The sequence below is a fragment of the Pseudoxanthomonas sp. SE1 genome, assembly GCF_029542205.1.
GTDB lineage: Bacteria > Pseudomonadota > Gammaproteobacteria > Xanthomonadales > Xanthomonadaceae > Pseudoxanthomonas_A.
Map to the genome: position 1 here is coordinate 548,678 of NZ_CP113783.1, position 22,818 is coordinate 571,495.

Here is a 22,818-nt window from a genome sequence, read left to right on the forward strand (position 1 = left end):
CAACAGCCGTTGGCCCATGCCACAATCCGCCGGCATGAACGACGCGACCCTCTCCCTCGACACCGAGCTTGATGCGCTGACCGAACGCGGGTTGGCGCGCCTGCGCACCGCGTCGCCGGATCTGGATGCCCTGCTCGGCGACGCGCGCAATGTCGATCTCGTATCGCGCGTGATCGCGGCCAGCGATTTCGCCCTGGAAACACTGCGCCGCCAGCCCGACCTGCTGAGCGCCCTGCTGCACGATGATGGCGCCGCCCCGTGGCCGGTGCCTGCGCTGGTGGCGGACAACACCGTGCAATGGCCCGAGTTGCTGCGTCGCTACCGCACCGCCGAATCCACGCGCCTGGTGTGGCGCGATGTGCATGGCCTCGATACCGTCGACGACACGCTTGCAGGCACCACGCGATTGGCCGAGGTCTGCCTGCAGACCGCGCTGGATGCATTGGAAGCGGAGTTCGCACAGCGTCATGGTGTGGTGCGAGCGCCCGACGGCAGCGTGCAACGCCTGGTCGTATTCGGTCTTGGCAAGCTGGGCGGTGGCGAACTGAACTTCTCGTCGGACATCGACCTGGTCTATGCGTACCCGCAAGGCGGCGAGTCCGATGACGCGCGATCGCTCGCGGCGGAGGATTATTTCATGCGGCTGGGCCAGCGGCTGGCGAAACTGCTGGATGAGCCGACCGTCGACGGCTTCTGCCACCGTGTCGACCTGCGCCTGCGCCCCTTCGGCAATGCCGGCCGCGTGGCGTTGTCGTTCGCGGGCATGGACCAGTACTTCCAGCGCGAAGGCCGCGACTGGGAGCGTTATGCCTGGCTGAAGGCGCGCGCGGTGGCGGGCGACATCGAAGCGGGCGAGCAGTGGCTGGAGTCGCTGCGTCCCTTCGTCTACCGGCGCTACCTGGACTACACCGCGCTCGATGGCCTGCGCGAGATGAAGGCCGCCATCGCCGCCGAGGTCGCGCGGCGTGAACTGGCCGACGACATCAAGCGCGGGCCGGGAGGCATCCGCGAGATCGAATTCCTGGTGCAGGCCTTGCAGCTGATCCGCGGCGGACGCGAAGCCGCGCTGCGCGAGCGGAGGCTGCGCATGGCCTTGGCCGCGCTGGTCGCCACGCGACAGATGTCCGAAGAGGAGGGCGATGCGCTGGCGCAGGCCTACCGGTTCCTGCGCCGGCTGGAGAATCGCCTGCAGATGCTGCGCGATGCGCAGACGCATGCGCTGCCGGAGGCTGCGATGGACCGTCACCGCATCGCGCGGGGGCTGGACTATCCGGACTGGGATGCGCTGCGCGCCGCGCTGGACCTGCAGCGTGCGCGGGTGTCGGCCGAGTTCGCCGAACTGCTCGCACCGCGCCAGCGCGATGCCGCGCCGGATGCGCTGGCACTGTACTGGCGCGCGCTGCCCGATGGCGGCGATGTGGAGACGTTGGCCGCGTCCGGATTCGCCGATGCAGGCAGTGCCGACGGTGCGCTGCGCGAGTTCGCCCAGTTCAGTGGCGTGCGCGCGCTGTCCGATGGTTCGCGCGCGCGGCTCGACCGCGTGCTGCCGGCCTTGCTCGACGCCTGCGCACGCTCGTCGCAACCGGATGCGGCATTGCGGCGCGTTTTGTCGCTGTTGCAGGCGATCCTGCGCCGTGCCAGCTATCTCGCGCTGCTCGACGAACAGCCCAGCGCACTGGCGCGGTTGGTCAACGTGCTGGCGCGCAGTGCGCTGCTGTCCGAGCGGTTGGCGCAGTATCCCCTGCTGCTCGACGAGCTGCTGGACACACGGGTCTCCGGTCCCATGCCAGACCGCGGCGAGTTGCGCGCCGAGTGCGAGGCCGCGTTGCTGGAGGATGATCCGGAGACCTGCCTGCGCGTGTTGAACGAGCGCCGGCTCGCGTTGAGTTTCCGGGTGGCGTTGGCTGCGCTGGATGGCCGCCAGGCCGCGCGCGACAGCGTGCGCCAGTTGGCGTGGCTGGCCGACGAGGTGGTCCGCGTGGTCGTGCAGGTCGCCACGCGCGATGTCGCGCCGGCACATGGCGTTGTCGCAGGCGGGCGGTTCGCGGTGATCGGCTACGGCAGCCTCGGCGGCGAGGAACTCGGCTTCGGTTCGGACCTGGACCTCGTCTTCCTGTTCGATGCGCCGGCCGGGTCGGAGTCCGACGGCGCACGCCCGATGGAAGCCGGTCGCTGGTATGCGCGACTCGCGCAGAAGATCGTCGCGCTGCTTGGCGCGGTGACGGCGGCGGGACGGCTCTATGATGTGGATGTGCGCCTGCGCCCGGACGGTGCCAAGGGTCTACTGGTCTCGTCGCTGGCCAGCTTCACCGAATACCAGCGCGAGCGCGCGTGGACATGGGAGCACCAGGCGCTGGTGCGCGCGCGCGGCGTTGCCGGCGACGCCACGCTGCTGCAGGCGTTCGAGGACACCCGCATCGCGACGCTGGCGCGCTTGCGCGATGGCGGCATGTTGCGGGACGAGGTGGTGAAGATGCGGACCCGCATGCGCAACGAGCTCGATCGCAGTGACGTGGCGCGCTTCGACCTGAAGCAGGGCGCCGGCGGCCTGGTCGACCTGGAATTCCTGCTGCAGTACCTGGTGCTGCGCGACGCAGCAGAGCAGCCGGCGCTGCTGCAGCCACGCGACACGCCGGGGCTGATCGCTGCCCTGCTGGCCGAAGGTGCCTTGTCGGCAGACGAATCGGACGCGCTGGATGCGGTCCACGCGACCTTCGTCGCCGAGGGTCTGGCCTGCACGCTGGACCGGCGTCCGCGGCTGGTCGTCGAGAACGCGGCGCTGGCGACGGCGCGCGCGGTGGTGATGCGGACGACGGCCGCGCACGGGCTCGGGTTCGATCTCCGATAGCGGCGGGCATGGCCCGCTTTACGGGAGGGGCAGCAGGCCCAGGCGGGTCCGCACTTCCGCGGCGATGCGGGCGGTCTCGCGCAAGGGGTCGCCACCGAACGGCACCGGTCCGTCGGCGAGATCGCGGATGCGACCACGCTGCAGCAGCGCATCGATGAAGCGACGGAGACGGCCGTTGACGCGATCGGGTTCGAACACCTGCACCGGCACGCGCGTACCGCAGGCCTCCGACACCATGTTGACCGACTCCGGCGTGCACACGATGCGGTCGGCCCAGGCCAACAGGCCTGCATACGGGTTCGGGCCATCGGCGGAGCCGCACCAGAGCAAGGTGTTCGCGCGCCCCGACCATCGCTGGCGCGCCGCATCGACCACCCCGGGCGGCGTGCGACGCGACGTGGTGACCATCAGGCTCTGCGTGGCCGACGCCTCATCCAGCCGGGTTGCCAGTCGCCCGAACGCCGCGGCGTCGAAACGGTAGTGCTTGCTGTCGCCGCCCAGCAGCACCGCGGTGCGGGGCGAGGGCAGGGCGGCGAAGGTTGGGAACGCGGCGCGCGCGTCCGCCAGCCAGGCATCGTCGACCGGATTCAGGCTGCCCAGCAGCGTGAGGACGTTCGGCCCGGCGAGGCCGTCGTGTTCGGGCGTGATGACGAGGTCCCAGTGCACCGGGTCGATCCGCGGGTGGAGGATCTGGACGGCGCGGCTGCCATGCATGCGCAGCAGGCGCGTGGCCAGCGCGGCCTGGCGACCGCAGCCGATCACGAGTGCGGGCGGCTGCATCTGCAAGGCATGGAACGCCGTACCGAAGGCGTGCGCCGCGCCAGGCAATATCCGGGGCGCCGTCCAGCGCCACGGTGCATGGGGTTCGAGCACCACGTTTCCCGCGTCGCCACCGAGTGCACACGCCAGCGACTGGGCTTGGCGTACGTTGCCGGCGTGGCCGTCGGTCAGTGTGCAGAGGCCGCGGGAATCGGCCTGGGCGGGGCTTGTTCGTTCCACCAGTTAAAACAATCCGTTCCGGGTCGGTTGGATGTTGCCATAGTCAGGACACCCTACACTGCCCCTTCGCGCTGCCGGCCCTGCCGCTGCGGCTCCCTTCCTTGCGACAGGTAACCCATGCCCCACGTTCTCGACGCCGCTTCGCTCGACCAGTTGTTCCGCACCGCCCGTACGTACAACGCGTTCAGCGGTGACGTCAGCGACGACACGCTGCGCCAGCTGTACGACCTGCTGAAGTTCGGTCCCACCCAGGCCAACACCACGCCGGCACGCTTCGTGTTCGTGAAGTCCGCCGAAGCCAAGGCCAAGCTGGGTCCGGCGCTGGACGAGGGCAACTATGCCAAGACCATGGCCGCACCGGTGACCGTCATCATCGGACGCGATGAGGACTTCCACGAGAAGCTGCCGTTCCTGTTCCCGCATACCGATGCCAAGGCCTGGTTCGACGGCCCGCGCGAGAACCGCTTCAAGCCCGCGCTGCGCAACGCCAGCCTGCAGGCGGGGTACCTGATCGTCGCCGCGCGCGCGCTGGGCCTGGATGCCGGTCCGATGACCGGTTTCAACGCCGCCAAGGTCGACGAAGCCTTCTTCGCCGGCACGGCCATCAAGTCGGACATCCTGGTCAACCTGGGCCATGGCGATCCGTCCAGCATCTTCCCGCGTTCCCCGCGCCTGGGCTTCGACGAAGCCGCGCGCATCCTCTGACACCCCACCACCCGGAGATTCCCCATGCGCAAGACCCTGCTCGTTGCCGCCCTGTTCGCCTTCGCCGGCTCCGCCTTCGCCGCGCCGGTCACCTACAGGATCGACCCCGGCCACACCAACGTGCTGGCGACCTGGAACCATTTCGGTTTCTCCAACCCCAGCGCCAACTTCGGCCAGGCCGACGGCACCCTGGTGTACGACGCCGACAAGGTCTCCGCGTCCAGCGTCCAGGTCACCCTGCCGCTGAGCGGCCTGAGCGCGCTGGCCGACCAGTTCTATGAGCACCTGACCAGCGACAAGTGGTTCGACGCCGCCAAGTACCCGGCCGCCACTTTCAAGAGCACCCAGGTGGAAGCGGCCGGCGAAGGCAAGCTGAAGGTCACCGGTGACCTGACCATCAAGGGCATCACCAAGCCGGTGGTGCTGGACGTGACCCTCAACAAGGCCGGCGAGCACCCGATGAAGAAGGTGCCGGCGATCGGCTTCGATGCCACCGCCACCGTCAAGCGCAGCGACTTCGGCGTGGGCGCGTACGCCCCGATGGTCAGCGACGAAGTGACGCTGAAGATCACCACCGAAGCCACGGCCGACGCCAAGAAGTAAGCACGCCTTCCCCGGCCTTCGCGCGCCGGCCGGATGTTGCCGGAAACGCCGCCCCGCTCGCGCCGGGCGGCGTTTTCCGTCAGGGGAACCCCTTTCTTGGGCCGCCACGGTAGCGGCTGCTAGACTGGCCGCCTCGTTCCAGCACGTCCCGCACCGCCATGACCCAGACCGCCACTGCGCCCGCCAACGCCGAGAAGCGCTACACCGTCTCGCGCGCCGACCTGCCGCTGAGCTGCCCGCTGCCGTCGATGGCGCTGTGGAATTCGCACCCGCGCGTCTACCTGCCCATCGAAGACGCGCCGGGCGGGGATGTGCAGTGCCCGTACTGCGGTTCGCATTTCGTCCTGGCCGACTGATCGCCTGATGCGGCCGAAGCGCGCGGCCCATCGCCCATGCGCCGCCTGACCGTCGTCCAGCTGCTGCCGGCGCTGGAATCCGGCGGTGTCGAACGTTCCACCCTCGAGATCGCGGACGCGCTGGTGCGCGCAGGCCACCGTGCCGTGGTGGTGTCGGCGGGCGGGCGGCTGGAGCGGGCGTTGCAGGCGACCGGCGCGGAGCACATCACGCTCGACATCGGTCGCAAATCGCTGCTGACGCTCCGCCACGTGGTCACCCTGCGCCGGCTGTTCGCCGATGTCGGCGCCGACATTGTGCACGCGCGCTCGCGGCTTCCTGCGTGGCTTGGGCTGTGGGCGATCCGCGCGATGCCTGAGGCCGCGCGACCACGATTCGTCACGACCATGCACGGGCTCAATTCGCCCGGGCGCTACAGCGCGGTGATGACGTACGGCGAGCGCGTGATCTGCGTGTCCGATACGGTACGCGCGTACTTGCGGCAGCACTATCCGCAGACCGATCCGTGCAAGCTGGTCGTGATTCCGCGCGGCATCGATCCGGCGCAGTTCCCGCGCGCATCCGCGCGCGATCCTGAGGCGCGCGCGTGGGCTGCCACCCAGCATCCTGCGCTGGTGGGCGAAGGCCCGCTGCTGCTGCTGCCGGGGCGCGGCACTCGCCTCAAGGGCCATCAGGATGCCATCGCGCTGCTGGCCCGCCTGCGCGGCACCGGCATCGATGCGCGCCTCTGGATGCCGGGCACGCGCGAGGCGGGGCGCGGGCACTATGTCCTCGACCTGGAAGCAGAAGCGCGACGTGGCGGATGCGCCGATGCGCTCGCGATCACGCCACCGACAACCGCCATCGCTCGCGCCTACGCCGCCAGCGACCTGGTGTTGCAGCTGTCGCGCAAGCCCGAAGCGTTCGGCCGGACCGTGGTCGAAGCGCTGTCCGTGGGGCGTCCCGTCGCCGGCTGGGCGCACGGCGGTGTCGGCGAGTTGCTGCGCGAACTGCAGCCCGCGGGCGCAGTGCCGGCATTCGATGGAGACCGCCTGTTCGACGCGGTGCGTTCGATGCTCGCCCATCCGCCGCCGCCATTGGCTACGATGGACGCCTACACCCTGCGCGCGATGCAGGATGCCACGCTCGCCCTTTACCACGATCTTGCCGATGACCGCCGACTCGCCATCGATCCCTGACATGCCTGTCCGTGGCCGTACCCACGGCTGGCGCTGGGCACCCGCGTGGGTGCTGACGTTCGTCGCCCTCTGGCCGGCACCGGGCTATGCCGAAGGCGTGATGGTGCTGGGCGCACTGGCGGCCGTCATCCGGTTGCTGCTGGACAGGTTCCGTGGCGGCACGCGCCTGCTGAGCGGCGCGGCATGGGCGCTGACCAGCGCCCTGTTCGCCGCCTATTGGCTGCCCGAAGTCATCTCGGCCGTGGATGCCGTCGACGCACCGCGGGCATTTCGCGAGGCCGCGGTGGACCTTCGCTACCTGCCGTTCCTGTGGCTGGTGGCGGCCGCCGTGGCGAACAGGGAAGCGCGGCGCACCACCTTCAACGGTCTCGCCATCATCGTCGCGGTGTGGACGCTGGACGCGCTGGCGCAGGTCGTGTTCGGTACCAGTCCATTGTTCTGGGGCCTGGACCAGCTCAAGCAACTGGTCAGCGGACGCCCGATGTGCACCGCGGAACAGATGGCCGGCATCGACAGGCTCAGCGGTTTCCTCGGCCCCTGCAACCGGAAGCTGGGCGTGGTGATGGCGAGCCTGTCGCCGTTCCTGTTGTTTGCAGCGGCGCGGCGGATGGATTCCCTCGGATGGATAGTGGCCGCGGGCGCCATCGGTCTGGTCATCCTGCTTGCGGGCGCGCGTGCGTCGTGGATCACCTACACCTTGGTCCTGGTGGCATCCGGTTGGCGGTTGCTCGGCCTGCGCAGGCTGCTCGGCGTGTTGGCGGCGGGGCTGCTGACGCTGACGTTGCTTGCCATGTCTTCCACGCAGGTGCGCGAGCGCATCCTGCGCACCACGCATGCATTGACCGCCAGCGAATCCGGTGTGGACACCGCGTTGTCGGGCCGTGGGCAGATCTGGTCCGCGGCCGGCTGCATGATCGCCGGGCACCCCATCAACGGCGTGGGCGCGCGCGGATTCCGCGAGGCGTTCCCCGAGTGCGATGCAGGGGCCGGCGAGCGGCCCGCTTGGGGCCAGGGGCCTGCGTTCCACGCACACCAGATCGTGCTGGAAGTACTCAGCGAAACCGGCATCATCGGCCTGTTGCTGTGGCTGGCGGGCGCCGCGCTGGCATGGCGGGCGTGGCGTTATGCCACGCCGCAGGCGAAGGAGCGCGCGCGGCCGGCGATGCTGGCGCTGGCGGTGACGGTCTTCCCGTTCAACACGCACCTGGCGTTCTATTCCACGTTCTGGGGCGGGCTGACGCTGATGCTGGCGGCGCTGTACGCGGGCAGCCTGCTGGCGCGCGATGACGAATGAGCGCGCGGCGGGCGTGCGCTGCTGGTTCGTGGCGCCCGCCAACCTGATCGCATCGGCGATCGCGCGGTTGCCGCAGCCATCGCTGCTGCGGCTCGGGAGCCTCACGACGTGGTTGCTGTGGCCGCTGCTCGGCAAGCGCCGCCGCTACGCGGCGACCAACATCGCGCTGTGTTTCCCCGCACTGGATGACCGTGCCCGCGCCCGCCTGCTGCGCGACACCCTCCGCGCCACGGTGACCGGCATGTTCGAACTCGTGCGGGGCTGGTACGCGCCCACGTGGGCGCTGCGCGGGCTGGCCGACGTGCAGGGGCTGGAACACGTGCGCGCCGCACGCGCACAGGGGCGTGGCATCCTGCTGTTCGGCGGCCACATTCCGCACTCCGAACTGTGCGCGCGCCTGCTCGGCGACGCGCTGGGCGAGCGGGTGACCATCGTCGCGCGGCGCAACAACAATCCCTGCATCGAGCACCTGCTCGACACCGCCCGTCGCCGCGTCTTCGCCGATGTCATCGGCAAGAAGGACGTGCGCGGCCTGCTGCGCACGCTGTCGCGCGGCGGCATCGTCGCGTACTCCGCGGACCAGGATTTCAACTACCAGAATGCCTTCGTGCCGTTCTTCGGCGTTCAGGCCGCGACCCTGACCGCCACGCCCGATCTCGCGCGCCGGAGCAATGCCGTCGTGCTGCCGTTCTGGTTCCATCGTGACGCGGCGGGGCGCTACCAGTTGCGCGTCGAGCCGACGTGGGAAGGATGGCCGAGCGGCGATCCGGTGCAGGATGCGGCACGTTACATGGCGGAACTGGAAGCCGTCGTGCGCCGGCATCCCGAGCAATACCTGTGGGTGCACCGGCGTTTCAAGACGCGGCCCCAGGGCGAACCCGGCCTCTACCGGTAGAGTTCGCCGCGGCCGTCGGGCTGACGCTTGAAGCGGCGGTGGATCCACAGGTACTGCGTGGGAGCTTCGCGCACCATGGACTCGATCGCGGCGATCACGCGCGCCGTGTCCGCCGTGGCGTCCGGTGACGGGAAATCCTCCAGCGCGGGCGACAGCCTCAGCGTGTAGCCGCCGTCTTCGCGACGCACGTGCGAGAACGCGATCACCGCCGCGCCCGACAGACGTGCCAGTTGATGGGTGGAGGTGAGGCTGTAGGCCGGGTGGCCGAAGAACGGAACGAATACGCTCTCGCCGCGCCGCGTATCCTGGTCGGGCGCGAACCAGAGCAGGCCCCCCTGCTTGAGGTGCTTCAGCGCGGGGCGCAGCTCTTCACGGGTGAACATCGCGGTGGCGTAACGCAGGCGGCCGCGCTTCACCGCCCACTCCATCGCGCCCTGGTTGTGCGGGCGATACATGCCGGCCAGCGGTGCGTGGTCGCACATCAGCCGCGCCGAGATCTCCAGCGTGGTGAAGTGTCCGGACACCACGATCACCCCGCGGCCACCGGAACGCGCCGCCGCCAGGTGCTCCAGGCCCTCGAAGCGCAATCCCGGCCGCATCGGCGCCACGCTGCCCCACCAGGCGCGCGCGAATTCGAACAGCCCGATGCCAAGCTCGCCGAAACTGGCCCGCGCCATCGCGTCCCGGGCCTCGGCGTCCAGTTCCGGAAAACACAGCGCGATGTTGCGGCGGGCGATGTTCCTGCGCTCGCGCATCGCCGCAAACAGCAGCGCGCCGATGAGGCGGCCCAGCACCCGCTGCAGCGCCCACGGCAGGCGCGCCACCAGCCATGCCAGCCCGATGCCGATCCAGGCCGGCCATTGCGCGGGTCCCATGGGTGGACGCTCGCGGGCGTCGGCGGATCGCTTCTCGGGTTCGGCCATGGCCCCATTGTAACGGCGGCCCCGGGTATCCTTGTCGCAATGCCGAACCGAACCGCCGAACGCCTGTTGCGCGCCCTCTATTCGGCGGTGCTGTACGTGTTGACGCCGGTCACCCTGTACCACCTGATCTGGCGCGGCTTCCGCTACCCGGAATACTTCCAGCGCTGGAACGAGCGCTACGGCAGTTACGACATGCCGGGCAGTCCGGTGGACGTCTGGCTGCATGCAGTATCGGTGGGCGAAGTGAACGCCGCCGCACCCGTGGTGAATGCATTGCTCAGGCGCCATCGCGGCCTGCGCCTGCTGATCACCACCATCACGCCCACCGGCTCGGAGCGCGTGCAGGCGCTGTGGGGCGATCGCGTGCTGCATGTGTACTCGCCCTACGATCTTCCCGGCGCGGTCGCGCGGTTCCTGCGTCATTTCCCGCCGCGGCTGGCGCTGATCATGGAGACCGAACTGTGGCCCAGCCTGTTGTTCGGCTGCCATGACCGGAAGGTGCCGGTGTACATCCTCAACGCGCGTCTTTCAGCGCGTTCCCTGCGCGGCTACAGCGTGTTGCGTCCGCTGATCGCACGCATGCTGCGCACGGTGCGCCGCGTGGCCGCGCAGTCCGGTGACGATGCCGCCCGCTTCGTGCAGCTGGGCGCCGCGCCCGAACAGGTACGCGACGTCGGCAATCTGAAGTTCGACATCCCCGTACCGGACACCGTGGCCGACATCGTCGCCGGTTTCCGCAAACACCTGTCCGCGCAGCGGCGCGTCTGGATCGCCGCGAGCACGCACGAGGATGAAGAGGCGCCGGTGCTCGCCATCCATGCGCGCTTGCGCAAGCGCTGGCCCGACCTGCTGCTGCTGTGGGCGCCACGCCACCCGGAACGCTTCCCGCGCGTGGTGGACGCCGCGCGCGACGCCGGGTGGACGGCGGGAACGCGTCGCGCGGACCGCTGGCCGTCCGCCGGCGACGATGTCTTCGTGCTCGACACGCTGGGCGAACTGATGGCGTTCTACGCCTGCGCCGACGTCGCCTTCGTCGGCGGAAGCCTGCAAGCCATCGGGGGACACAACATGCTGGAGCCGGCTGCCGTCGGCACGCCTGCGGTCACCGGCCCGCACCTGCACAACTTCAGCGAGATCTCCCGCCGCCTGAAGGAAGCCGAAGCCCTGGTGATCGCGCCGGACGCGGCGGGGGTAGCGGTCGCCATCGAAGACCTGCTTGCCGATGACGCGCGGCGCCACGACATGGCGGGCCGTGGTCGCGCCCTGGTCGAACACGGTCGCGGCGCACTGGCACGCACGCTGGCGATGATCGCGCCGCACCTGCCGGCCCCGGTGGCATGAACGGCGTTGCGCCGCGCGCGCTGGCCGGCGTTCGCGTACTGGATCTGACGCGCGTGCTTGCCGGGCCATGGAGCACGCAGGTGCTCGCGGACCTCGGCGCAGATGTCATCAAGGTTGAACGGCCGGGCAGTGGCGACGATACGCGTGGATGGGGGCCGCCCTTCCTGCGCGACGCAGCGGGGAACGAAACCGCAGAGTCCGCGTATTTCCTGTGCGCGAATCGCAACAAGCGCTCGCTGACGGTGGACATCTCCACCGACGATGGCCAGGCCATCATCCGGCGGCTTGCGATGCAAAGCGATGTGCTGGTGGAGAACTTCAAGGTCGGCGACATGGCGCGATACGGGCTGGATGCCGCGACGCTGCGCGCCGCCAATCCGCGCCTGGTGTACTGCTCGATCACCGGCTTCGGCCAGGACGGTCCCTATGCGCAGCGCGCGGGTTACGACTTTGCCGTGCAGGGGCTCGGTGGCCTGATGGGCGTCACCGGCGCCGCGGAGGGCGAGCCCCAGAAGGTCGGCGTGGCGGTGGCGGACCTGTTCACCGGTCTGTACGCCACCGTCGCCATCCTCGCCGCGCTGCGCCATCGCGATGCCACGGGCGAAGGGCAGGTGATAGACATGGCCTTGCTGGACGCACAGGTCGCGATGCTGGCCAATCTGGGCAGCCACTACCTGGTCGGTGGCGAAGTGCCGCCACGGCAGGGCAACGCGCACGCCAACATCGTGCCGTACCAGGTATTCTCGGTGGCCGACGGTCACATCATCGTCGCCGTCGGCAATGATCGCCAGTTCGCGCGCCTGTGCGACCTGCTGGATGAACCTGCACTCGCCGATGACGCGCGATTCACGACGAATGCGCAACGCGTGCGGCATCGTCATATGCTCGTGCCGATGCTGCAGGCGTGCTTTCTGCAGCGCGACCGGCATGCATGGCTGTCGTTGCTTGAAGCCGCCGGCATTCCGTGTGGCCCGGTCAATGACCTTGCCGACGTGTTCGCCGATCCGCAGGTGCAGATGCGTGGCATGGTCGTCGAAGCCGCGCATCCGTTGGCCGGCGCGGTGCCGCTGGTGGGCAGTCCGATCAAGTTGTCGGTGACGGCGGTGCAACCGCCGCGCGCGCCGCCGATGCTCGGGCAGCATACCGACAGCGTATTGCGCGAAGCCGGCTTCAGCGAAGGCGAGATCGCGGCGCTGCGGTCTCGCGGCGCAGTCTGAGTTTCGATTGTAGGAGCGACGTAAGTCGCGACCGCACGCCCGAACGACATCGGAATCTGCATGGAGACGGATGATTCCCGGTCGCGACTTACGTCGCTCCTACAGGAAATCTGAGGCCTGAAACGACAACGGCGAGCCGAAGCCCGCCGTTGTCGTTGCGCCAGGGGCGCGGGGGATTACTGCGAAACGGGCTGCGACGAGAGGCGCGCTTCGGCGTCGGCGGTCAGCAGGCGGTTCACGTCCTGCACGTCGGCGCCGTCCAGCGTGCCGGCGGCCTGCTCCAGCAGCAGGCGGTTCTGCAGGAAGTTGTAGCGCGCCTGCGCGTACTCCACCTGCGCCTGGAACAGCGTGCGCTGGTTCTGCAGCACGTCCAGCACGGTGCGGGTGCCGACTTCCAGACCGACCTGCGAGGCATCCAGCGCGCTCTGCGCGGAGACCACCGCCAGGCGACGGGCTTCCACTTCGCTGACGCCGGCGACCAGTGCCTGGTAGGCATTGCTGGTGTTGCGGATCAGTGCGCGGCGGGTCTGCTCCAGGCCATCCGACGCGCGATCACGCTGGGCCAGCGCCTGGCGCACGCCGGACTGGGTGGCGCCACCCGAGAAGATCGGCACGGTCAGGGTCACGCCCCAGCTATAGCCCTCGCCATCCTGCGACAACGTGCCCGGCACGCTGTCCCAGTCGGTGCCGTTGTTGTAGGCGCCGCGGAAGTCCAACGTGGGATAGTGGCCCGCGCGGGCGCTGGAGACACCATGCTGTGCGGACTCCAGCGAGTATTCCGCCGACTTGAGATCGGGGTTCTGTTCCAGCGCGCGATCGACCCAGGACTGGGCGTTCTGCTCGGCCGGCAGTTCCGGGCGGAAGTCGTCCGGCAGACCCTTCAGTCCGCTGATCGGCTGACCGGTGATCTCGGCCAGCGCACGGTAGCTGTCGTCCAGGGAGTTGCGGGCCAGGATGGTGTTGGCGCGCGCGCTGTCGTACTGGGCCCGGGCTTCATGCACGTCGGTGATCGGCGCCAGGCCCACGTCGAGGCGCTTCTGCGCGTAATCGAACTGCTTCTTCGACGCGGCTTCGTTGGTTTCGGCGGCCGCCAGCGACTCGATGCCGATCAGCACGTTGAAATACGCGGCCGAGGTGCGGGTGATCAGCTCGTTGTTCGCCGAGGCCAGGTCGTAGTCGGCGGCCTGGCTGATGGCGCGCTGGCCACGCAGGTTGGCGATGCGGCTCCAGTCGAAGATCGTCTGGCTGACCGAGGCGCCGTAGCTGCGGCTCTTGCCGTCGCCCGTCGGGCTGCCCGGACGGCTGCTATGGGTAAGCTCGTAACCCGCGCTGCCGGTGACCTGAGGCAGCAGCGCCGCACGTGCCTGCACCGCGCCTTCCTTGTCGAACAGGCGGGTGGATTCGGCGATGGACAGCTGAGGGTCGCCTGTGCGCGCCAGCTCATAGGTCTGCATCAGGTCGGTGGCGCCGGCCGCGGACGGCAGGGCCAGGGCGAGCGCTAGTGCGAGGGGGCGACGGCTCATGCGGGTTCCTTTTTTAATCTTCAGAAGACGAACTGGGGCGCCGGCGCGGCGCCGACCAGGTAGGGGAGGTCGGTTTCGAACAACGATTCGATGCGTGGGCCGTTGACATCGTTGACGTGCAGCACGGCTTCCATCACCGGCGACGTGCCGCGCACGACGAACAGGCGGCCACCGGGGCGCAGCCATTGCACGAAGCGGGCAGGCACGCTGGCCATGGCACCGGTCACGCAGATCACGTCGAAGCGGCGGTCGGTGTCCCACGTCAGCGCGTCGACGGTGTCGATGCGGATGTTGCTGCCCAGGCCGGCAGCGTCGAGACGGGCGCGCGCGGCTTCGGCGAATTCGGGGTGGATTTCCAGACTGACCACCTCGCGCGCCAGGTGGCCCAGGCAGGCGGTCAGGTACCCGCTGCCGGTGCCGATTTCCAGCACGTCCTCATCGGACTGCGGCTTCAGCGCCTGCAGGGTGCGGCCCTCGACGACGGGCTTCATCATCGACTGGCCGTGGCCCAGCGGCAGCTCCAGGTCCGCATACGCCAGCGCGCGGTGCGAGTCCGCCACGAAGGCCTCGCGCGGCAACGTGGCCAGCGCTTCCAGCACGCGTGCGTCCAGCACGTCCCAGGGACGTACCTGCTGCTCGACCATGTTTTCGCGGGCCTGGGTGTAGTTGATCGTCATGGGGGTGGTCATCCGACGCAGGGGGCTGGGCCCGGCATTTTACCGGGCTGGCTCGGTCCGCGCTGGGCAAGGATCGGGGCAGCCGCCATGGCCGACGCAGTGCCGGAAGTCATCGCGACCTCCGACGCGCAGGGCTGGCCTTCAGCTTCAGCGCCGGCCATAGGCCCTCAGGAACATGTCCACGGTGGCATCGATGTGCCGCCGGGTGTCGGTCTGGCCGGGCTGGCTGCACAGGCCGCATGTCATGCGGGCATGCACTTCGCCCTTGATCAGGGTGAAGAACTGGATGGACGCGGTCGCCACATCGGGGATGTCCAGCTCGCCCTTGGCCACCTGTGCCTGCAGCAGCGCCGCAAAGGCGTCATGGGTGCGCTGTGGGCCGGCTTCCCAGAAGGTCTGCTTGAGTTTGTCGTCGATGTTGCCGGGGACCATCATCATGCGATGCGTGCTGATGGCCTCTTCGCTGGTGATCAACGCGAAGAAAGCCTGCGCGATCGCCTTCAGCTGGTCGCGCAGCGAGCCCTTCAGCTCGATCTGGAACAGCGTGTCAGGGAGCATTTCCTCGCACTTGGCCTGCACGGCTGCGGCGAACAGGGCGTCCTTGTCGCCGAAATGACTGTAGACCGTCAGTTTGGAGACCCCCGCCTCGGCGGCGATCTGGTCCATGCTGACGCCGTTGAAACCCTCGCGCGCGAACAATTGCTTGGCGGCCTCCAGGATCGCGGCGCGCTTGCCGAGATCCTTCGGGCGGCCGGGACCGCTGGTGGCGGCCTTGGCGGGGGACTTGCGACGGCTGGCGGAAGGGGGCGGACTGACCATGTCGTAATACTAGACTACTCGGTTCGATATTTATACTATACCGCCAAGTCTACTAATTGAAGTCGTCATGGAGCGGTGTATGCGCCATATGCGCTGGAACGGAGTGTTCGGAGTCGTGCTGCTCGGTCTTGCCGCGTGCAGTGCGGAGCAGCCTGTGGAGTCGCCGCGTCCCGCGCTGGTGGTCCACCCCGGCGGTGGCGCCGAGGCCGCGCTGTCGGCGTACGCCGGCGAAGTGCGCGCACGTGAGGAGAGTCCGCTGTCGTTCCGTGTCGGCGGCAACCTCGTGCGACGCAACGTCGATGCCGGCGCCCGCGTGCAGAAGGGCGAAGTGCTCGCGCTGCTGGATCCGGGCGACTTCGCGCTGCAGGCACAGGCTGCGCAGGCGCAGCTTGCCGCGGCCGAGGCCGACCTCGTCCGCGCGCGCGGCGACCGCGACCGCTACGCCAAGCTGGTCGGCGACAGGTTGATCAGCCAGTCGGCGTACGACGCGCAGGTGGCCGCGTACAAGGCAGCCGAAGGCCAGGCGCGTGCCGCACGTGCGCAGATGGACGTGATGCGCAACCAGGAAGGCTATTCGCAATTGCGCGCGCCGCGCGACGGCGTGATCGCCAGTCGCCAGGCCGAAGCCGGGCAGGTGGTCGCGGCGGGGCAGACCGTCTTCACCCTGGCCGCCGACGGCGGCCGCGAAGTAGCCATAGGCCTGCCGGAGAACCGCATCCGTGAGTTCAGCGTGGGCCAGCCGGTGATGGTCGAACTGTGGAATGCGCCCGGCCAGCGCCTGCCCGGCACCCTCCGTGAGATCGCGCCTGCGGCCGACGCGCAGACGCGCACCTATGCCGCGCGCGTCAGCCTGGTGGGCGACGCGCAGCAACAGGTCGAACTGGGACAGAGCGCGCGCGTGTATGTGCAGGAGAACGGCAGCAAGGCCGCATTGAAGCTGCCGTTGTCTGCCATCCAGCGCGGGAATGAGGGCAGGACCACGGTGTGGATCGTCGATCCTGCGACCGGCAAGGTGCGGGCGCAGGCGGTGCAACTGGGGCGGTATGGCGAAGCCTCGGTGCCGGTACTGGGCGGGGTGAAGGCCAGCGACTGGGTCGTTGCGGCCGGCGGACATCTCCTGCGCGAAGGCCAGACCGTGGTGCCGGTGGACCGCAACAACCGCCCGCTCCGGGTCGCCGCGGGTGGCGATGCGGCCAATATCGCATCGCGCCCGGAGTAACGGCATGCGCCGCTTCAACCTTTCCGAGTGGGCACTGACCAACCGCAGCCTGGTGCTGTTCCTGATGATCCTGCTGGGCATCATCGGCGCGTGGTCCTACAAGCACCTGGGCCAGTCCGAGGATCCACCGTTCACCTTCAAGGCGATGGTCGTGCGAACGGTATGGCCGGGCGCGACCGCCGAGGAAGTCTCGCAGCAGGTGACCGAGCGCATCGAGAAGGCGCTGATGACCACCGGCAACTACGAGTTCATCCGCTCGTACTCGCGTCCCGGTGAATCGCAGGTGATCTTCATGGCGCGCGATTCCATGAAGTCGAAGGAAATTCCCGATCTCTGGTACCAGGTGCGCAAGAAGGTCGGCGACATTCGCGCCACGCTGCCGAGCGGCGTGATCGGTCCGTTCTTCAACGACGAATTCGGCGATACGTTCGGCAACATCTATGCGCTCACCGGCGATGGCTTCGACTACGCGGTGATGAAGGACTATGCCGACCGGATCCAGCTGGAACTGCAGCGGGTGGACGACGTCGGCAAGGTCGAACTGGTCGGCCTGCAGGACGAGAAGATCTGGATCGAGCTGTCCAACACCAAGCTGGCCACGCTCGGGATTCCGTTGAGCGCGGTCCAGCAGGCGCTGGAAGAACAGAATGCGATGACGCCGGCAGGCTTCTTCGAAACGGCGAGCGATCGCGTGCAGTTGCGGGTGAGCGGCGAATTCAGTTCGGTGGACGAGATACGGGAATTCCCGATCCACGCCGGTGGCCGCACGGTGAAGCTGGGCGACATCGCGGAGATCAAGCGCGGCTTCGCCGATCCCGCCGCGCCGCGCATGCGTTTCATGGGCCAGCCCGGCATCGGCATCGCGGTGGCGATGAAGGACGGCGGCGACATCCTCAAGCTCGGGGAAACGCTCGAGACCGAATTCCAGCGCCTGCAGAAGACTCTGCCTCTGGGCATGGAACTGCGCAAGGTGTCGGACCAGCCGGCCGCGGTGGAAGAGTCCGTCGGCGAATTCGTGCGCGTGCTCGCTGAAGCGGTGATCATCGTGCTGCTGGTGAGCTTCTTTTCGCTGGGCATGCGTACCGGCCTGGTGGTGGCGGTGTCGATTCCGCTGGTGCTGGCGATGACGTTCGCGGTGATGCACTACTTCGGCATCGGCCTGCACAAGATCTCGCTGGGCGCGCTGGTGCTGGCGCTGGGCCTGCTGGTGGACGATGCGATCATCGCGGTGGAGATGATGGCCATCAAGATGGAGCAGGGCTTCGACCGCTTGAAGGCGGCCAGCTTCGCCTATGAATCGACGGCGTTCCCGATGCTCACCGGCACGCTGGTGACTGCGGCCGGCTTCCTCCCGATCGCCACGGCCGCATCGAGCACGGGCGAGTACACGCGTTCGCTGTTCCAGGTGGTGACCATCGCGCTGGTGGTGTCGTGGATCGCCGCCGTGCTGTTCATCCCCTACCTGGGCGACAAGATGCTGCCCGACCTTGGCAATCCGCAACCGCCGAAACCGGGTTCGCTCGCAGCGCGTTGGCATGGGTTCCGCGCGCGACTGGCCGATCGCTGGCCGCAGTACGCTGCGATGCTGGCGCCGAAGCCGCACGACGCGCACGACCACAATCCGTACCAGACGCCGTTCTACCAGCGGTTCCGTGGCTGGCTGGCGTTCTGCCTGCGTCGTCGCTGGCTGGTGATCGGCATCACCGTCGCGGCGTTCGTCGCGTCGATCGCGCTGTTCCGCTTCGTGCCGCAGCAGTTCTTCCCGGATTCGGTGCGCCCGGAGCTGATGGTGGACCTGGAACTGGCCGAGGGCAGTTCGCTGAAGTCCACCGATGCGCAGGCGCGCAAGCTGGAAAAACTGCTGGCCACGCGCGAGGGCATCCAGAACTACGTGGCCTACATCGGCACCGGTTCGCCGCGCTTCTACCTGCCGCTGGACCAGCAATTGCCGCAGGCGAACTTCTCGCAGTTCGTCGTGCTGACGGATGATGCGGAAGCGCGCGAGGACGTGCGCCGCTGGCTGATCGACGAGGTCGGCCCGCAGTTCCCCGAACTGCAGTTCCGCGTGACCCGGCTGGAGAACGGGCCGCCGGTGGGTTATCCGGTGCAGTTCCGCGTCTCCGGCGAACACGTCGACCGCGCGCAGGCCATCGCGCGACAGGTGGCGGAGAAGGTGCGGGCAAACCCGCACGTCACCAACGTCAACCTGGACTGGAGCGAGCCCAGCAAGATCGTGCGTCTGGAAATCGACCAGGATCGCGCGCGCGCGCTGGGCGTCAGCACGGCGCAGGTTTCGCATTTCCTGTCGGGTTCGCTGTCGGGCCTGAGCGTGAGCACCTATCGTGAAGGCAACGAGCTGGTCGAGATCCTGTTGCGGGGACCTGACGAAGAGCGCGCCCGCCTGGACCTGCTGGGCAGCCTGGCCGTGCCGACCAGCAATGGCGGCAGCGTGCCGCTGTCGCAGGTCGCCAACCTGGAGTATGCGTTCGAGGACGGCATCATCTGGCATCGTGACCGCCTGCCGACGGTCACCGTGCGCGCCGACATCCGCAATGACGATGTGACACCGCCCACGGTGGTGCAGCAGATCCTGCCGACGCTGGATGGCATCCGTGCCGATCTGCCGCAGGGCTATCTGCTGGAGACCGGTGGTACGGTGGAGGACTCCGGGCGTGGCCAGAAGTCGATCGCGGCCGGCATGCCGCTGTTCCTGCTGGCGGTGACCACGCTGCTGATGCTGCAGTTGCGCAGCTTCTCGCGCGTGGCGCTGGTGCTGCTGACGGCGCCGCTGGGCCTGATCGGCGTGACGTTGGCGCTGCTGGTGTTCCGGGTACCGTTCGGCTTCGTCGCCATGCTGGGCACCATCGCGCTGGCCGGCATGATCATGCGCAACTCGGTGATCCTGGTGGATCAGATCGACCAGGACATCCAGGCCGGCCACGATCGCTGGCACGCGATCATCGACGCCACCGTGCGCCGCTTCCGTCCCATCGTGCTGACCGCGCTGGCCGCGGTGCTGGCGATGATTCCGCTGTCGCGCAGCGCCTTCTTCGGCCCGATGGCCGTCGCCATCATGGGCGGCCTGACGGTGGCGACGGTGCTGACGCTGTTCTTCCTGCCGGCGTTGTATGCCGCCTGGTTCAAGGTCAAACCGGAGCAGGGCGCCGATTCGTAACATCCGGCACGCGGCGGGCTTCAAGAAGACCCCCGCCGCAGCCGATACTGCACAGGTCGAAGACCCTCCGGACCCCGTGCCGTGCGCTGCCTGTTGACCTCCGGCCTCTGCCTGTTGGCCCTGCTCGCCAGCACGCCCTCTTGGGCGCTCGACCCTGCGCGCAAGGTCGAGGAATACACGCTGGCGCGCTGGACCATGGAGGACGGGCTGCCGCACAACCTGGTGCACGCCCTCAGCCAGGATGCCGATGGCTACCTGTGGGCGGGCACGTGGGAGGGGGCCGCACGGTTCGACGGCCGCCGCTTCACGCAGTACGACGCGGGCACCGTGCAGGGCCTGGAAATCGAGGGCGTGCGGGCCATCACGCCGCATCCGCAGGGCGGCATGGTGCTCAGCCTGGGGCGTGTGGGGCCGGGTTTGCTGCGGTTCCACCAGGGCCGCTGGCAACGCTTGCCCGGGCGGGCCGGTACCCTGCCGGACGTCTCGGTGCTGCGGTTCGCGCCGGACGGCGTGCTGTGGATCGGCACCGATCATTCGCTGTTCCGCCTCGACCGCGATGGTCGCCTGCACGACGTCGGTAGCGCGCACGCGCGCCTGGCCAACGAGCGCGTGCTCGCGATCCTGCCGTTGTCCGACGGGCAGGTACTGGTGGGGAACCGGCACGGCCTGTTCCGGATCACCCAGGGCCGTGCCATCGACTGGGGCCGCAGGGTGGGCCTGCCCGGGACATCCGTGCTGGCCATCCAGCCTTCGCGCTGGGGCGGCATCCTGGTGGGCGGAAGCGGAGGGGCATGGCGGATCGAGCAGGGCCGCGCGCAGCAGATCACCGGGGCACGCGCCGAGGCCATGCTGGAGGACCGCAACGGCAACCTCTGGATCTCCACCCTGGATGGGCTGCGCCGGTATGTCCAGGGACGATACGAGACCTTGGGAGAACGCAACGGGTTGATGGGTCGCCTGGCTCCGGCCCTGTTCGAAGATCGCGACGGCCTGCTGTGGGTGGGCACCACGAACGGGTTGTTCCGCATCTCGGACGGGCCCGTCTTCGGACTGGGCCGCAGCAACGGCCTGCGCGACATCTATGTGCGCGCGATCATCGAACGGCCGGACCAGGGCATCTGGATAGGTCATCCGATGGGCGTGGATGCATGGGAGAACGGCCGCAGCCGCGCGGTGTCGCTGGCATTCGATGGCAAGCCCGATCCCTCCGTCCTGTCGATGGCCAACGCGCGCGACGGTGGCCTCTGGGTGGGCACCTACGATCAGGGCGTGATCCACCTGCCTGTCGCTGCGGACAGCCCGCAGGCACTGCCCTGGCGCATCGACGAATCACGTGGCCTGCCGTCCAACCATGTGCGCGCCCTGCTTGAGCGCGCAGACGGTTCGCTGTGGATCGGCAGCAACGAGGGCCTCAGCGTGTATCGGGAGGGACGCATCGTGCGGCATTACAGTGCCGCCGATGGCCTGCCCGACGGCAATGTCTACGTCCTCTACGAAACCGGCGAGGGCCGGTTGTGGATCGGCACCAGCAACGGCATGGCGATGATGCAACGCGATGGATCGCTGCGGGCATGGACACCGGACTCGGGCTTTCCCGCCGTGGCCGCATTCGATTTCCTGGCCGATCCCGACGGCAGCCTGTGGATCGCGACCGACCGCGGCCTGCTGCACTGGCGGGACGGGCGATTCATGCAGTTCGATCATCGTCAGGGCCTGCCCAACAACCGCCTGTTCCGGTTGCTGGAGGACGACAACGGCGATTTCTGGGCGTCGAGCAACCGGGGCGTATTCCGGATCTCCCGACCGGCGCTGACGGCAGTGGAAAACCATCATCTCGTCCGCTTGCCGGTGGAGGCATTCACCCACGCCGACGGCTTGCCCAGCAGCCAGGCCAACGGCGCGAGCGCACCGGCGGGATGGCGCATGCGCGACGGAAAATTGTGGTTCGCGACGGCGAACGGCATTGGCGTGATCGATCCCGACGATGCAAGGCGCCAGCGCGCGCAGGGCGTCACGCTGGTGATGGAATCCGTGGAGGCCGACGGCCGCGTGCTGCCGATGCAACCGCGCCATGAACTGGCCGCGGACACGCGACGCGTGGTGATCCGCTTCACCGGCCTCAACCAGCGCGCACCGGAGCGCCTGCGGTACCGCTACCGCATGCTGGGCTTCGATCGCGACTGGATCGAGACCGACAACGGCATCACCCACGCGGCCGTCTACACCAACCTGCCCCCCGGACAGTTGCGCTTCGAGGTCCAGGTGATGAATGCGCCCGCGGACTGGAGCAAGCAGGACACGGTGGTGACCCAGGCGGTGGCGTTCGACAAGGCGGCGCCATGGTGGCTGCGCGCATGGGCGATGGTGGCCTACGCGCTGCTGCTGGCACTTGCGGGTTGGGCCATCCTGCTGCTGGCGATGCGGCGCCAGCGGCGCCGGCAGCGCCGGCTTGAGGCGCTGGTGGAGGCGCGCACCTCGGAGCTGAGCGACAAGAACGCGCAGCTGGAGCGCGCAAGCGAGGCCCATGCCCACCTGCTGGAACAACTGGCCTACCAGGCCGGGCATGACCCGTTGACCCGCCTGGCCAACCGGCGCGCGGGCGATGCGTTCCTGGCCGAGGCGCTGGAAGCCAGCCGTCGCGAAGGCCGTCCGCTCTGCGTCGCCTTGTTGGACATCGACCACTTCAAGTCGGTCAACGACCGTTACGGACACGCATTCGGTGACGACGTGCTTTCACAGGTGGCGGCGCTGGCCCAGCGACTGGCCGGCGCCCAGGAAGGCGTACTGATCGCGCGCTACGGCGGCGAGGAGTTCCTGGTGTGCCAGCAACTGCCGTGGACCGTTGCGCGCGCGCGACTGGAAGCGCTGCGCGAAGGCATCGCGCAGGCCCGCATCGATGCGCCGGACGGCAGCGCGCTGCGCTGCACCGTCAGTATCGGAATGGCCGAACTGCAGCCGGGCCAGGACCTGCGCGATCTGCTGCGCGAGGCCGACGAGCGCCTCTATCGCGCCAAGGAACGGGGGCGCGACCGCCTGGTGTCGAACTGA

17 protein-coding genes are annotated in these 22,818 nt (G+C 68.7%); 12 read left to right on the plus strand and 5 right to left on the minus strand.

Going from position 1 to position 22,818, the window contains the following annotated elements; genetic code table 11:
• The first annotated feature begins 34 nt into the window (after nucleotides 1-34).
• Nucleotides 35-2,848 (plus strand): bifunctional [glutamate--ammonia ligase]-adenylyl-L-tyrosine phosphorylase/[glutamate--ammonia-ligase] adenylyltransferase, encoded by a 2,814-nt coding sequence (gene glnE, locus OY559_RS02550; protein ID WP_277728562.1) that lies wholly within the window; start codon nucleotides 35-37, stop codon nucleotides 2,846-2,848.
• 18 nt (nucleotides 2,849-2,866) lie between these two features.
• Here the strand turns inward: glnE and OY559_RS02555 are convergent, their stop codons facing one another.
• Nucleotides 2,867-3,847 carry a mitochondrial fission ELM1 family protein gene (locus OY559_RS02555; protein WP_277728563.1) on the minus strand — a complete coding sequence of 327 codons (981 nt, stop codon included), beginning with the start codon at nucleotides 3,845-3,847 and terminating at the stop codon, nucleotides 2,867-2,869.
• A gap of 117 nt (nucleotides 3,848-3,964) precedes the next feature.
• Here OY559_RS02555 and OY559_RS02560 point away from each other — a divergent pair, with 117 nt between their 5' ends.
• The 6 genes from OY559_RS02560 to OY559_RS02585 all read left to right on the plus strand — a co-directional run bounded on the left by OY559_RS02560 (nucleotide 3,965) and on the right by OY559_RS02585 (nucleotide 8,876).
• Nucleotides 3,965-4,552 carry a malonic semialdehyde reductase gene (locus OY559_RS02560; protein ID WP_277728564.1) on the plus strand — a complete coding sequence of 196 codons (588 nt, stop codon included), beginning with the start codon at nucleotides 3,965-3,967 and terminating at the stop codon, nucleotides 4,550-4,552.
• 24 nt (nucleotides 4,553-4,576) lie between these two features.
• Complete coding sequence (locus tag OY559_RS02565) at nucleotides 4,577-5,155, plus strand: YceI family protein (RefSeq protein ID WP_277728565.1); 579 nt, start codon at nucleotides 4,577-4,579, stop codon at nucleotides 5,153-5,155.
• A 158-nt stretch (nucleotides 5,156-5,313) separates the two neighbouring features.
• A complete protein-coding gene (locus OY559_RS02570; protein WP_192200053.1) occupies nucleotides 5,314-5,511 on the plus strand; it encodes a zinc-finger domain-containing protein in 198 nt (65 codons plus the stop codon).
• Between the two features lie 36 nt (nucleotides 5,512-5,547).
• Entirely contained in the window at nucleotides 5,548-6,687 is a 1,140-nt protein-coding gene (locus OY559_RS02575) for a glycosyltransferase (protein ID WP_277728566.1), read from the plus strand.
• Complete coding sequence (locus OY559_RS02580) at nucleotides 6,659-7,981, plus strand: O-antigen ligase family protein (RefSeq protein ID WP_277728567.1); 1,323 nt, start codon at nucleotides 6,659-6,661, stop codon at nucleotides 7,979-7,981. The genes OY559_RS02575 and OY559_RS02580 overlap by 29 nt, the downstream gene beginning before the upstream one ends.
• Nucleotides 7,971-8,876 (plus strand): lysophospholipid acyltransferase family protein, encoded by a 906-nt coding sequence (locus OY559_RS02585; RefSeq protein WP_277728568.1) that lies wholly within the window; start codon nucleotides 7,971-7,973, stop codon nucleotides 8,874-8,876. Before OY559_RS02580 ends, OY559_RS02585 begins: the two co-directional genes overlap by 11 nt.
• On the opposite strand, the gene lpxL is transcribed toward OY559_RS02585, so the two are convergent.
• The gene (gene lpxL / locus OY559_RS02590; RefSeq protein ID WP_277728569.1) at nucleotides 8,867-9,799 is read right to left on the minus strand and encodes an LpxL/LpxP family Kdo(2)-lipid IV(A) lauroyl/palmitoleoyl acyltransferase; all 933 of its coding nucleotides are present in this window, start codon (nucleotides 9,797-9,799) and stop codon (nucleotides 8,867-8,869) included. The genes OY559_RS02585 and lpxL overlap by 10 nt on opposite strands.
• Nucleotides 9,800-9,838: 39 nt before the next feature.
• Here lpxL and waaA point away from each other — a divergent pair, with 39 nt between their 5' ends.
• Together waaA and OY559_RS02600 are read left to right on the plus strand one after the other, a co-directional pair.
• Nucleotides 9,839-11,140, plus strand: coding sequence for a lipid IV(A) 3-deoxy-D-manno-octulosonic acid transferase (gene waaA / locus OY559_RS02595; RefSeq protein ID WP_277728570.1), 1,302 nt, complete (start codon nucleotides 9,839-9,841; stop codon nucleotides 11,138-11,140).
• Nucleotides 11,137-12,357, plus strand: coding sequence for a CaiB/BaiF CoA transferase family protein (locus OY559_RS02600; protein WP_277728571.1), 1,221 nt, complete (start codon nucleotides 11,137-11,139; stop codon nucleotides 12,355-12,357). Before waaA ends, OY559_RS02600 begins: the two co-directional genes overlap by 4 nt.
• A gap of 176 nt (nucleotides 12,358-12,533) precedes the next feature.
• Here the strand turns inward: OY559_RS02600 and OY559_RS02605 are convergent, their stop codons facing one another.
• The 3 genes from OY559_RS02605 to OY559_RS02615 all read right to left on the minus strand — a co-directional run bounded on the left by OY559_RS02605 (nucleotide 12,534) and on the right by OY559_RS02615 (nucleotide 15,376).
• A complete protein-coding gene (locus OY559_RS02605; protein ID WP_277728572.1) occupies nucleotides 12,534-13,880 on the minus strand; it encodes a TolC family outer membrane protein in 1,347 nt (448 codons plus the stop codon).
• Nucleotides 13,881-13,900: 20 nt separating this feature from the next.
• Nucleotides 13,901-14,557, minus strand: a complete 657-nt coding sequence (locus OY559_RS02610) for a protein-L-isoaspartate O-methyltransferase family protein (RefSeq protein ID WP_277728573.1) — start codon at nucleotides 14,555-14,557, stop codon at nucleotides 13,901-13,903.
• A 147-nt stretch (nucleotides 14,558-14,704) separates the two neighbouring features.
• The gene (locus OY559_RS02615) at nucleotides 14,705-15,376 is read right to left on the minus strand and encodes a TetR/AcrR family transcriptional regulator (protein WP_277728574.1); all 672 of its coding nucleotides are present in this window, start codon (nucleotides 15,374-15,376) and stop codon (nucleotides 14,705-14,707) included.
• 79 nt (nucleotides 15,377-15,455) lie between these two features.
• Here OY559_RS02615 and OY559_RS02620 point away from each other — a divergent pair, with 79 nt between their 5' ends.
• The 3 genes from OY559_RS02620 to OY559_RS02630 all read left to right on the plus strand — a co-directional run bounded on the left by OY559_RS02620 (nucleotide 15,456) and on the right by OY559_RS02630 (nucleotide 22,818).
• Nucleotides 15,456-16,595: an efflux RND transporter periplasmic adaptor subunit gene (locus tag OY559_RS02620; protein ID WP_277728575.1), complete on the plus strand. Its 1,140-nt coding sequence runs from the start codon at nucleotides 15,456-15,458 to the stop codon at nucleotides 16,593-16,595.
• 4 nt (nucleotides 16,596-16,599) lie between these two features.
• Nucleotides 16,600-19,770, plus strand: coding sequence for an efflux RND transporter permease subunit (locus OY559_RS02625; protein ID WP_277728576.1), 3,171 nt, complete (start codon nucleotides 16,600-16,602; stop codon nucleotides 19,768-19,770).
• A gap of 81 nt (nucleotides 19,771-19,851) precedes the next feature.
• Nucleotides 19,852-22,818: a ligand-binding sensor domain-containing diguanylate cyclase gene (locus OY559_RS02630; RefSeq protein WP_277728577.1), complete on the plus strand. Its 2,967-nt coding sequence runs from the start codon at nucleotides 19,852-19,854 to the stop codon at nucleotides 22,816-22,818.